The 12,177-nt window shown below is 72.1% G+C and carries 8 protein-coding genes; 2 read left to right on the forward strand and 6 right to left on the reverse strand.

The window, feature by feature from the left end; genetic code table 11:
- Positions 1 to 233: 233 nt before the first annotated feature.
- From IPH07_11900 to dusB, 6 genes are all read right to left on the reverse strand, one after another.
- On the reverse strand, positions 234 to 1,349 hold the full coding sequence (locus IPH07_11900; GenBank protein ID MBK6918095.1) for a glycosyltransferase: 1,116 nt from the start codon (positions 1,347 to 1,349) through the stop codon (positions 234 to 236).
- Positions 1,346 to 2,344, reverse strand: coding sequence for a glycosyltransferase (locus IPH07_11905; protein ID MBK6918096.1), 999 nt, complete (start codon positions 2,342 to 2,344; stop codon positions 1,346 to 1,348). Before IPH07_11905 ends, IPH07_11900 begins: the two co-directional genes overlap by 4 nt.
- The gene (locus IPH07_11910) at positions 2,341 to 4,755 is read right to left on the reverse strand and encodes a glycosyltransferase (GenBank protein MBK6918097.1); all 2,415 of its coding nucleotides are present in this window, start codon (positions 4,753 to 4,755) and stop codon (positions 2,341 to 2,343) included. Before IPH07_11910 ends, IPH07_11905 begins: the two co-directional genes overlap by 4 nt.
- Before the next feature lie 262 nt (positions 4,756 to 5,017).
- Positions 5,018 to 6,040, reverse strand: coding sequence for a glycosyltransferase (locus tag IPH07_11915; protein MBK6918098.1), 1,023 nt, complete (start codon positions 6,038 to 6,040; stop codon positions 5,018 to 5,020).
- 48 nt (positions 6,041 to 6,088) lie between these two features.
- Positions 6,089 to 7,288, reverse strand: coding sequence for a glycosyltransferase (locus tag IPH07_11920; protein ID MBK6918099.1), 1,200 nt, complete (start codon positions 7,286 to 7,288; stop codon positions 6,089 to 6,091).
- Between the two features lie 236 nt (positions 7,289 to 7,524).
- A complete protein-coding gene (gene dusB / locus IPH07_11925; protein MBK6918100.1) occupies positions 7,525 to 8,697 on the reverse strand; it encodes a tRNA dihydrouridine synthase DusB in 1,173 nt (390 codons plus the stop codon).
- A gap of 124 nt (positions 8,698 to 8,821) precedes the next feature.
- Between dusB and IPH07_11930 the strand changes: the two genes are divergently transcribed.
- Together IPH07_11930 and IPH07_11935 are read left to right on the forward strand one after the other, a co-directional pair.
- On the forward strand, positions 8,822 to 10,279 hold the full coding sequence (locus IPH07_11930; GenBank protein MBK6918101.1) for a M23 family metallopeptidase: 1,458 nt from the start codon (positions 8,822 to 8,824) through the stop codon (positions 10,277 to 10,279).
- A gap of 49 nt (positions 10,280 to 10,328) precedes the next feature.
- Positions 10,329 to 12,128: a DNA mismatch repair protein MutS gene (locus IPH07_11935; protein MBK6918102.1), complete on the forward strand. Its 1,800-nt coding sequence runs from the start codon at positions 10,329 to 10,331 to the stop codon at positions 12,126 to 12,128.
- Positions 12,129 to 12,177: the final 49 nt, after the last annotated feature.

Below are 12,177 nucleotides of genomic sequence, written 5' to 3' on the forward strand. Positions count from 1 at the left end.
ATCGCGGAAAAACCACCTGCGTTCAATGCTCCCCGGATCGCGAAGCCGCGGCTGCGACGGCGCCCCCTCGCGCGCGTCCCCACGGGCACGCGATCTCGGTCGGTATCGCGCGAGCACGGCCGCCGTCATCGCGCCTTTCGTGACGGCTTTGGCGTCGTCCTCGGCCTTCGCTCGATGCGACGCGGCGGCGAGACCGAAGGGGTGCCCTCCAGCGGAGCGATCGCGGCGCCGCTTCAGGCCGCTGCGGACGCGCTGCGCACCTCGGCGAACAGCCGCAGCAGGTGCTGCGCATGGGCGCGCCAGGTGTGCTCGCGGCGGACCTTCTCGGCCCCGCGCCGGGCCATCGCGCGCGCGACCTCGGGGGTGTCGAGCATGCGATCGATCGCCGCCGCCAAGGCCGCAGCGTCACCGCTCGGCGTCAACGCCAGGTGTTCGCCATCGGTGAACAGCGCCTCGATGTTGCGTGCGCGCACGCTGATGGTCGGCACCTCGGCGGCCAGCGACTCGAACAGCTTGAGCGGGTCGAGCACGAACCCGCGTCGGGCCGACAGCGGGTGGCGCTCGGGCACGAACGGGGCCACGAACACGTCGCTGGCGGCGAGGATCGCCGGCATGTCGTCGTACGGCTGCGCGCCGGTGAACAGCAGCTTCACGTCGCCGCCGTTCGTCGCCGCGCGGGCCTGCAGCGCGGCGCGCTCGGGGCCGTCACCGACCAGCAGCACCGTCAGCGGCGCGCCGCGGTGGCGCGCGACCGCGTCGAGCAGCACGTCGACGCCGTGACAGTTGCGAAACGACCCGGCGTACGTGACGACGCGACGGCCGTCGAGCGCGAAGCGGCGTCGAACGGCCGAGGTGTCGACGTCGGGCCGGAAGCGCTCGACGTTCGCGCCCCAGCTCACCTGCACGGCCTTGTGCCGGTAGCGCGCCGGCACCAGCGTGGTGTCGGTCGCGATGATGCGGCTGGCGTAGTGCAGCGACAGCGGGCTGTGGTGCTCGTCGAGCACCATGCACACGCTGGGCGCCCCCGTCGCCAGCCCCAGCAGCGCGCCGGTGCCGTACGACGACGCGCGCTCGTAGATCACCTGCGGCGCGAACCGGCGCACCGCCGCGAGCGACCGGGCCGAGACCACGGTGCTGAGCGCGTGGCGCAGGCCGAATGGCGGCGTTCGGGGCCACAGCCCGACCCCGTGCACGCCGGGGCCGTGCGATCCGCGACGCGCCAGCAGCATGGTCTGCGCCGACTCCGAGAGCGCCGCCATCAGCTCGCCGACGTGGGTGGAGCCGCCGTGGGTGCCGGGCACGTCGATGTTGGTGGCGACCACCAGCACACGCAGCGACGAGCCGGTCACGCGCCGCCGCCCCCGGCCACCGCGGCCGTACGCGGCGCCACACCGAGGTCGATCGGTGCGCCGCGCAGCCTCGCGAGGTCTTCGATCACCGCCCGCCAGCGCTCGCGGGCGGCCGCTGGGGTCGCGTGCTCGAGCATGAAGCGCCGCGGCGAGCGGCGCACGCGACCGAGCGTGGCGAGCTGCTGACCGACCTGTTCGACCAGGTACGCGGTCGACTCGAAGCAGCGCTTGGCGTCGAGCAGCGCGACGTCGAGCTCGACCTGGCCGCGCTTGGCGTCGCGTGCGAGACCGACGTCGGTGAAGATGCACGGCAAGTCCATCGCCATCGCCTCGTTGCAGACGATGCTGTTGCCCTCGTAGCGCGACAGGTGCAGGAACGCCGCGGCCTTGCGCATGCGATCGGCGACCTGCTCGGGCGCGCACGCCAGCGACTCGAAGCGCCACTGCGGCAGCGCCTGCTGCAGCTGCTCGACCAAGCGCTTGCCCTTGTGCTCGCTGCGCGCGTCGTGCAGCACGAGGTTCGAGCCGGCATTGTCGAGCCGACCATCGAAGCGCTCGGGCTCGACGAAGTGGAAGATGACGTGCTGCGGTGCCTGTGGGTGCAGGCGGCCGAACGCATCGGCGATCCAGTGCGCACACGCAGCCCACACCGTGTGCCGTCGCCGGGCGGCCAGCAGCTGCCGCGCGGCCATGCGCGCGTCGGTCAGCGTGTGGGTGAGCCAGGCCTTCTGCCACGCGACCCCGTGCTGGAACGCGACCAGCGGCAGCTCGCGCGGCCAGTCGAGCGCGGTGTCGTTGTCGCAGATGATGATCGCGCGATCGCGGGCGAGCGCGCCCAGCTGGGGATGCCCCGGCCACGCGAACTCGACCTCGTCGAACACCAGCGCGAGCCGCCGCGCGAAGGCCTCGACGCCACCGGCGCCGCGACTGGGATCGCGGCGCCCGTAGTGGACCACGCGCAGCGGCAGCTTCTCGGCCGACGCCGCCGCGCTCATCGCAGCGAGACCTCGGCCTCACGCATGCGGGCGCGGGCGCGGGCGATCTGCCGCTCGTAGAACGCCCAGGTCTCCTCGCGCGACACCGCGTAGGTGTGCTCGGTCGCGTACGCGCGGGCGGCCTTCGCCATGTGCTCGAGCCGCTCCGGATCGGCCAGCAGACCCGAGATCTCCTGCAGCCACGCGCTGGTGTTGCCAGCCGGCATCACGAAGCCGGTGCTGCCGTGCTGCACGATCTCGGACGGGCCACCGATGTCCGAGACCACCGCCGGGGTGCCCGAGGCCAGCGACTCGAGCACGACGTTGCCGAAGGTCTCCGTGGTCGAGGGGAAGATCATCAGCGACGACGACGCGAATGCACCCGCGAGCTCCTCGCCGTGGAGGTAGCCGGTGAAGCACACCGGCAGCCCCTCGAGCTTGGCCTTGAGCGTATCGCCGTAGTGGCCGTCGCCGACGATCGCCAGGCCCACGTCGAGCCCGCGATCGAGCTGCGCCTGCTCGCGCAGGCCCTTGAAGACCTCGACCACCGCGTCGATGTTCTTCTCCTGCGAGAGGCGGCCGACGTAGAGCAGCACCTGGCGATTGTCGAGCCCGCGACGGGCCCAGAAGTTCTCCTCGCGGCGCCGGGGGCTGAACAGCCGCGTGTCGACGCCGCGTGGGATCACGTGCACGGTCCGCGCGTCGATGCCGTACTCGACCAGCGCGTCGCGGGTGGCCTGGCTGGGCACGCTGATCTCGTTGAGGCAGCCGTAGAACCAGCCGGTGTAGCCGGCGACGATGCGCGCGACGCTGCGGTCACCGATGAGGCGATAGGCGAACTCGGCCACGTGGGTGTGGTACTGGCCCGCGACCGGGATGCCGTGGATCCAGGCCGCCAACAACGCCATCAGGCCGACCGGGCCCGGCGTGGTGATGACGATGAGATCGATCTCGCGGTGGTCGAACCATCGCAGCATCTCGACCAGGCTCGGCCAGCCCAGCGTGTACGAGGCGTAGCCCGGGATCGGGAAGGTCCCGAGGCTGGGAAAGCGGACGATGTCGTCCTCGGTGGTCTCGTTGCCCTCGTCGACGCGCACACCGCAGAGATAGGCGGTGCGACCGGCCTCGTTCAGCTCCTTCGCGAGCCGACGCAGGCCGATGCCGACGCCGTCGACGTTGTCGAGGGTGTCGCAGATGATCGCGACCTTCGACTCCGGCTCGGGGGTGTCGGGCAGGCCCAGGCTCTCGTGCAGCACGCGGGCGCGACGACGCTCCGCGTGGAAGAAGCGGAAGCCGAAGTAGTACGGAATGTTGAACAGGAACAGCCGCAGCAGCGTGGGCAGCTCGTCGATGATGGGCTCGGGGTCGAACTTCTCGGCGCTCTCGCGCACGGCCTTGAAGCTGGCCCGGAACGCACGGGTGAGCGTGCCCAGGATGACCTGGTAGAGCTCCTCGTGGACCTCGGGGGTGTGGCCCTCGGCGGCGAGCCACTTGCCCGACAGCGGCACGTTGCGCTCGGCGAGGGTCTCGAGCGAGGCCGGCAGCAGCCGCTGCAGCACCGGCGGCAGGTCTTCGAGGCGCGCCGGCAGCTTGCCCCCGCGCGCGACCTCGAAGAGCCGCGAGAAGGTCTGCTTGTCGCCGTTGCGATGGGTGTGGCGCATGTAGTTGAGCGCGCCGGCGGCCGCAGTATGGGCGTAGCTGGTGGAGTTCTTGTCCCAGCCGCGGATCTGTACGTCGCCACTGCGCACGGCGGCCGACAGCGCGGCGAAGTTCGCCTCGCCCTCGAACTCGGTGTACGCGCGCGCGGCCGTGATGCCGCTGTGATCGTCGGAGCCCGCGGTGATGCGCCAGCGTCGGGGCGCCGCCGGCGGCTCGAGCCCGGTCTCGTCGGCCCAGCGCAGCAGGGTCTCGTCGTCGGTGGTGGCCATCATGTGCCGCATCAGCCGCTCGTGGCTGGGGTCTTTCTGGCCGTTGATGACCTCGACGGTGTCGAACAGCACCAGCGACTTGGCCAGCAGCGCCGGCGTGAGGCGGTGGTTCACCGGCGAGAACGGGTGCGCGAGGCTGTGCAGGATGTCCTGCTGCCGCATGTACGCCACCAAGTCATAGATGTTGGTGCGCAGTCGCTGCAGCTCGACGTGCTGGGCCTCGGTGATGCCGTAGGTCAGCACGTGCACGATGCAGCCGTTCTCGGGGAAGCGTGCCGAGACCTCCTCGGAGAGGAACACCCCCGGCAGGTGCGCGATCTCGAGGCAGCCGTCGATGCAGTCATGATCGGTGATCGTCACCATCGTCATGCCGCGCTCGACCAGGTTCTCGTAGAGCGCCTTCGGCTCCGTGTAGCACTCCTCGACCTCGAGCGAGTTCAGGACGAACAGCTTGAAGCGGCCGGCATACTTCGAGTGCACGTGGAGGTCGATGCGCTGGCGCATGATGCTTGCTCTCGCTTTCGCGTCTCGATGCGTCACCGCGGCGCGGTGACGTCTGGGCGGTGTCGAAGGAACTGACGCGGCGCGCCAGGGGTCCCCGAGTGCTGGTCGCGGATCCGGGCCGCTTGGATGCATCCCGTAGCACAGCGGGTGCCGCGGTCGGACGAGAATTGCTGGATGCAGATCACGCCGTCGCCCGGCGCGCGCGCAGGCGTGCGGTACGTCCCATCGTGCGACGACGACGGGCACGTTGCGGCGTGACGGCTCACGCGGCCCCCGACACCGGCGCGGCGCGACCGGCCGTGGACGACAACGCCTCGCAGGCGTCGGCGACCGCCGCCGCACCCTCGCGGCCGGGCATCCGCGCGACCCCGCGCACGGCGGGCGCGAGCAGGAATTGCCGCAGGGCCGCCTCGTCGAGCGCGTCGGCGGGCGCGGCGTGGCCGAGGCCCGCCGACACCAGCATGTGCGCGTTGCAACGCTGCTCGTCGTCGTCGCGGGCATGCACCACGAACAGCGGCATGCCGTGGGCGATGCACTCCGAGATCAGCTGGCTGCCCGCGCTGGCGATCACCGCGCGTGCACCGGCCAGCGACGCCACGAACGCCCCCGGATCGAGTGGGCGCACCGTCACGCCGGCCGGCACCACTGTCGGCGACTTCGCGGTGAAGACCTGGGCGCCCGGGGCCACACGCGCGAGCAGCTCGAGCCGCGCCGCGTCGACGCCGTCGCGGAAGTAGCAGACCACCGCGTCGCGTCGCGCCGCCAGCGGCCAGCGCTCGACCGGTGGCCGCACCAGCTCGGCATCGCGGCGGCGCAGCGGCAGATCGACGAAGTTCACCGCGATCCGTCGTGACGCGCCGAGGCTCGACAGCCGCGCCTTGATCGACTCGCGCAGCCACGGCAGCCTCGGCGCGCCGGCGGGCGCCCGGCAGCTGAGGAACACCAGGCCGTGGCCGATCGCGATCGCGGGCACGCCCGAGATGCGCGCCGCCGCCAGCCCCGGCAGATCGCCGTCGCTCACCACCACGTCCGGCCGCGCGCGACGGTTGCGGTGCAGCGCGTCGAGCAGGCGCGCCATGAGGCCGGTCGCGGTCGCGAGACCCAACGATGGCGGCAGCGAGTCGACCGGCTCGGTCGGCACCACCTTCGTCATCACCGGCGCCGCGTCGGCACCGGCGACGGCGAGCACGTCGTGGCCGCGGCGCCGCAGCTCCTCGGAGATCCGTGCGCAGCGACTCGCGTGGCCGCGACCGCGGCCATGCACGTAGATGTGGATGCGCGCCATGGGCTTCTCACGCCTGCCGTGGCAGCCGTGACCGGGGCGCGCGTCGACTCACGACGCGACCCGCAGCCGCGGTGTCGCCTGGTTGCTGCGGGCCTCGGCACACAGCGCGCCGTAGACCTCGAAGAGGTTCTCGAAGTGCTGCTCGATCGACGGGATCGCAGCGGCCTTGCCGGCGCACGCCTGGCGCAGCGCCACCGGATCGCGGTCGAGCAGGCGCAGCAGCGCCGCCGCAGCGGCGTCCGGATCGCCGGCCTTGTAGCGCTCGCCCCACGGCGCGCCGTAGAGCGCGTTGGCTCCGCCGACGTCGGGGACCACCACCGGCACGCCCGCGCAGATCGACTCGGCGACCGCCATGCCATAGGTCTCGGCGGCGCCGCCGTGCAGGAACGCATCGGCGCTCGCGAGCGCCGTCGACATGCGCTCGGGCGTGTCGACGAAGCCGGCCATGTGCACGCCAGGCACGCGCTTGGCCATCGCACCGTAGATCGGCGCCAGCGCGCCGCGGCCGAAGATGACGAGCCCCATCGGGCGATGACGACGCGCGCGATCGAAGGCGCGGATCAGCGTGCCGATGCGCTTCTCGGGGTCGAGGCGACCGACCACCGCGACCAGCTGCGCGTCGGGTCCGAGGCCGCACGCGGCCAACAACTCGGTGCGCATGTCCTCGCTGCGCGCGGCCGCGTCGAAGCGCGACTTGTCGATGCCGAACGGCACCACCAAGGGACGACGAAAGCCCTGCGAGAGCAACCGGCGCGCGAGCCACAGGCCCGAGACCACGGTGCCGTCGAACTTCGCGCTCATGCGGCGGAAGGCCTGCCACGCGGGCATCATCAGACGATCGACGCTGCCGAAGCCGAGCCGCGGCGAGAGCAGCGTCTGCGCCCACACGGCGACCGGATCGGTGTGGAACACCATCACGCGCTTGGCATCGCCGGGGTACGTGCCGGCGATGTGACCACCGAGCCACGGCGACGAGCCCTCGACCAGATCGGGCTGCAACGCGAGCATCGCCGCGTGCACCGGGCGGGGCGAGACGAACACGCCGTAGCGGGCATCGAACGGCGAGCGGGGCGACTTGATGCGGAGGATGCGACCGCCGGGGACGGTCTGCTCCTCGTCGGAGGTGCCGGGCGCGACGATGGTGACGTCGTGGCCGAGCGCCGCGGCGGCGCGGAGCTTGGCGTGCACGTACGTGCGGACGCCGCCCCCTTGGGGCGAATAGGACTCGGAGACGTCGACGATGCGCATGGGAGAAGCCGGGGGGTAGTCGCCGGTGCGGGGCCGCGGATGCATACCAGACGGAGGCGACCCGCTAGACGTGTCGCAGGCGTCACGCAGAGGGCAAATTCCCTTGGAATTCGAAGGGCAATGTGACCTTTCCCGCGTGGAACCGGGGACGAGCGAGGCATCCAAGCGGCGGGATCGGAGACCGGCGGGTGCGGGATCGGCGGGAACGCGTCACCCGCACTGCAACACCGGAGGCATCAACCTCCGTCACCGATGTCCTCTGCCTCACACCCAGGTGGCGTCTCGTCGTCGCGGTCGTCGAGGAAGCCGTCGGGCAGCGCGACCTGCTGCGTGCCGGCGGTCTTGCCCCGCGGCACGCGGATCGCCGACGGCGGGAAGCGCTCGTCGGGATCGAAGGCCGCGAGGCACTCGAGCACCGCCGCATGGGTGCCGGCGTTCATGATGCGCTCGCGGATCGATGCCGAGCCACGGAAGCCCTTGGTGTACCAGGTCGCGTGCTTGCGAAACATGCGGACGCCGTTGGACTCGCCCATCCATGCGACCAGCCGCGCGAGGTGTTCGCCCATGATCGCGGCGACCTCACCGAGCTGCGGTGGATCGTCGGGCGCGCGGCCATCGAACACCGCCGCGAGATCGCGGAACAACCACGGCCGGCCCAGGCACCCGCGACCGACCACCACGCCGTCGCAGCCGGTCTGCCGCATCATCCGTAGCGCGTCCTCGGCCTCCCAGATGTCGCCGTTGCCCAGCACCGGGATGGTGCGCACGGCCTGCTTGAGCTCGCCGATCGCGTCCCAGCGCGCGAGCCCGTCGTAGAGCTGCGCTGCGGTGCGGGCGTGCAACGCCACCGCCTTGCAGCCCTCGTCCTCGCCGATGCGCCCGGCGTCGAGGAAGGTCGTGATGTGCTCGTCGATGCCGATGCGGAACTTGATCGTCACCGGCACGGCGCCAGCATTGCGGACGGCCGCGCGCACGATGTTGGCGAGCAGGCGGCGCTTGGCGGGGATCGCCGCGCCGCCGCCCTTGCGCGTCACCTTGCGCACCGGGCAGCCGAAGTTCATGTCGATGTGATCGACACGGCCTTCGGCCACCAGCCGCTTGACCGCCTCACCCACGTAGTAGGGATCGACGCCGTAGAGCTGCAGGCTGCGCGGGTGCTCGTCCTCGCCGAAGTCCGACAGCTTGAGGGTCTTGGCGTTGCCCTCGCACAGCGGCCGCGCGGTGATCATCTCGCTGACGAACAGCCCCGCACCGAAGCGCTGGCACAGCGCACGGAAGGGGTAGTTGGTCACCCCTGCCATCGGCGCGAGCACGACCGGTGGCCAGACGTGCAGCGGTCCGATGTCGATTGCACGGAACTCGCCGGCCGCCGCCGGCGGCACGTCGCGGTTGAGGGCGCTGCGGTAGATCGGGTCCACGGGCTGCTCGCGGGCGCTCTGGTAGCACGCCCGCGCGCGCTTGGGACGAACCGACCGCCCTGGACGCGCCGGTTTTTTCGCGCTGCGACGCGGGTTTGGTAGCGATCACAGGGCGTTGCCCCCTCGCACCCCACAGACCCGCGCCAGCCGCGGCCGCAAGCGTGGCGGCAACGCGGCGCGACTCGAGAACCGCAAGGTGGACGGCGCCGGCAAGCGCGCCCGCGCACCCAAGGATCCCGCGGAGCGACGGGCCCGCAACCGCACCATCTTGGCGCTCGGCGTGCTGGCGGCGATCAACGCCTACGTGTTCCTCGGACGCGGCGACACCAGCCTGTCGGGGCTCGGGGTCGGCGCGGCCGCGATCGAAGATCGCTCGGGGCCGCTGCCGCCGTGGGCCGAGCCACCCGCCGATGCCTGCGGCGGCGATCCGGTGCGCATCTTCGAGGGCCTGTCGCTGATTCCGCTGCAGACCGCGCTCACCGGCGGCACCACCCTGCGCCTGGGCCTGCTCGCGCTGGGCATCGCCAGCGAAGAGATCGATCGCGTCGAGGCCAGCGTGCGCACCCACGTCGACCTGACGCTGCTGGGCGGCAGCGGGGCGCCACTGCGGGTCGCAATCGATCGCCACGGTGCGGTGCAGGCGCTGGAGATCGAGCTCGCCGAGGGCCACATCCTGCAGGCCTGCCGCAGCGGCGACGAAGCGTCGACGCTGCAGGTGCGCAACATCCAGCACCCGCTGCGCACCGACGTCGAGGTGCTCGGCATCGAGATCGGCGCCGACGCGGATCTCGGCCACGCCGTGCGCGACGTGGGCGAGAAGCCCGAGCTGGCCGACCTCATCGCGCGCACGCTCGCGTCCGACGTCGACTTCATGCTCGAGACCCGCCCCGGCGACCGCATCGAGGTGCTGGTCGAGAAGCGCTGGCTCGGCCGCCGCTTCCATCGCTACGGACAGGTGATGGCCGTGCGCTTCGTCGGCAACGCCGCCCGCGTGGCCTACTACCGCTACAAGCCCGAGGGCGCGCCGCCGGCATTCTTCGACGCCGAGGGTGCGCCGGTGCGACGGGCGCTGTTGCGCTCGCCGATCCCGTACTTCCCGGTCGACCCCGAGGCGCGCGGGCTGCTGGCGCCGTCGATCGAGGTGGTGCAGGGCCGCATCGGCGCGGTGTATCGCGTGCCCGAGGGCGTGCCGGTGGTGTCGCTCGGAGACGGCGAGGTGATCGCGGTCGCGCGCGACGCCAGCGACGGTCACGTGCTCTCGCTGCGATTCGAGGACGGCACCGTCGCCCGCTACGCCCACCTCATGCGCGTGGTCGGCGAGCTGGCCGCGGGCACCAAGGTGGCGCAGGGACAGATCGTCGGCCTCGCCGGTCACAGCGGCCGCACGCCCAACGATCGCCTGCGGCTCGAGCTGACCGGTCCCACCGATGGCAAGCCGGTCGATCCATTGGTGATGCTCGCTCGCACGTCGCACCGCGCCGCGGTCGTCGGGGCGCCGATCCCCGAGGCGCAGCGCAAGCGCTTCGCCGACGACATCGCGCCGTGGAACCGGGCGCTGAAGCTCGCGCGCTGATGGCATCGCGTCCGCACGCACCGCCGCGGACGTGCGAAGCTCGTCGGCCGTGAGCAGCGAACCTGCGGACCGCCATCAGGCCGCACGCGCTCGCGCGTCGGCCGATCACGCCATGCTCGAGGGGCGCTCGCTGCGGCTGACGCGGACGCGTCTGGCGTGCTTCGGCGCGCTGGTGGTGGTGGCGGTGCTGGCCTACGACGGACGGTTGGCGTGGTGGTGGGTCGCGCTGCCGGTGGTGGTGTTCGTCGCGCTGGTGCTCCGTCACGAGCGCGTGCACGCGGCGATCGATCGCGCCAGTCGCAGCATCGCGCACCACGATGACGCGCTCGCGCGCCTCGAGGATCGCTGGGCCGGCCACGGCAACCCCGGCACGCACCTGCAGCCGAGCGGCCACCCCTACGCGCGCGACCTCGATCTGTTCGGCAGCGGCTCGTTGTTCGAGCTGCTGTGCACCACACGCACCCGCGCCGGCGAGCGCACGCTCGCCGACTGGCTGCTGCAGGCGGCGACGCCCGAGCGCGTGAGCGCCCGGCACGCGGCGGTCGAGGAGCTGCGCGAACGACTCGAGCTGCGCGAGCAGCTCGCGATCGCCGGCGCCGACGTGCAGGCCGGGCTCGATCCCGAGGCGCTGGCGCGGTGGGGCACGCAGGCGCCCGCGTCATCGCCCGCGGCCGGCCGACGCGCACGCGTGCTGTCGTGGCTCGCCGCGGGTGCGTTCGTGCTGGCGCTCGCGGCGTGGCAGAGGCTCGATGCGCCCGCGACGATCGTCGTTGGCGTCGTGGTGCTGCGGTGGCTGGCGCTCGCGCACCTGCGCACGTTCGTGCAGCGCACCGACGCGGCGGTCGAGCGGCCCGCCCGCGAGCTCGAGGTGATGGCCGAGCTGTTCGCCCGCCTCGAGCGCGAGCCGTTCGAGGCGCCATACTCGAGCGAGCTGCAGCGGGTGCTCGCGACCGGCACCGACTCGGCGGCCCACGCGGTGCGCGACCTGCAGCGCCGCGTGCAGTGGCTGCAGATGCGTCGCAGCGCCCCGCTGGGACCGCTGCTGTGGTTCGTGTGCTTCGGCGAGCTGCTCACGCTGTCGATCGAGCGCTGGCGCCTCCGCCACGGCCCGCAGCTGCAGCGCTGGTTCGACGCGCTCGGCGAGCTCGAGGCCCTGGCGGCGCTGTCTGCCTACGCGTTCGGCCGGCCCACTGCGGTGTGGCCCGAGCTGGTCGACGGTCCCGCGTGCCTGCACGGCGAGGGCTTGACGCATCCGCTGCTGCCCGCGCGCGCCTGCGTCGCCAACGACGTCGCGCTCGGTGAGCCCGTGCGTGCGCTCGTCATCAGCGGTTCGAACATGGCCGGCAAGAGCACCTACCTGCGCACGCTCGGCATCAACGTGGTGCTCGCCCAGGCCGGCGCGCCGGTCTGTGCGACGCGACTGCGGCTGTCGCCGCTGGCGATCGGAGCGTCGATCCGCGTCGAGGACTCGCTGCGTGGCGGCGCGTCGCGCTTCTCGGCCGAGCTCGCCCGACTGCAGCAGATCGTCGCGCTGCTCGATCACGACATGCCGGTGTTGTTCCTGCTCGACGAGATCCTGCACGGCACCAACTCCGATGATCGTCGACAGGGCGCCGCCGCGATCCTCCATCGTCTGGTCGACGCCGGCGCGATCGGCATGATGACCACGCACGACCTCGCGATCGCCCACGACGTGGTGGCCGATGCGCCGCGGATCCGCAACGTGCACTTCGCCGAGACGCTCGCGGGCAACGCCCTCGCGTTCGACTACCGCATGAAGGACGGCATCGTGCGCAGCAGCAACGCGCTGGCGTTGATGCGCGCGATGGGCCTACTGCCGCCCGCCTAGCGCCGCCACGCCGGCGATCGGTTCCCCCCTCGAGATGGTGGCCGTCGCC

The organism is Deltaproteobacteria bacterium (assembly GCA_016709225.1).
Lineage (GTDB): Bacteria > Myxococcota_A > Polyangia > Nannocystales > Nannocystaceae > Xiheibacterium > Xiheibacterium phototrophicum.

Coding starts and splice junctions, on each gene's coding strand:
- IPH07_11905 (MBK6918096.1), bottom strand. CDS start 2,344: ATGAGCGCGGCGGCGTCGGCCGAGAAGCTGCCGCTGCGCGTGGTCCAC.
- IPH07_11910 (MBK6918097.1), bottom strand. CDS start 4,755: ATGCGCCAGCGCATCGACCTCCACGTGCACTCGAAGTATGCCGGCCGC.
- IPH07_11915 (MBK6918098.1), bottom strand. CDS start 6,040: ATGGCGCGCATCCACATCTACGTGCATGGCCGCGGTCGCGGCCACGCG.
- IPH07_11920 (MBK6918099.1), bottom strand. CDS start 7,288: ATGCGCATCGTCGACGTCTCCGAGTCCTATTCGCCCCAAGGGGGCGGC.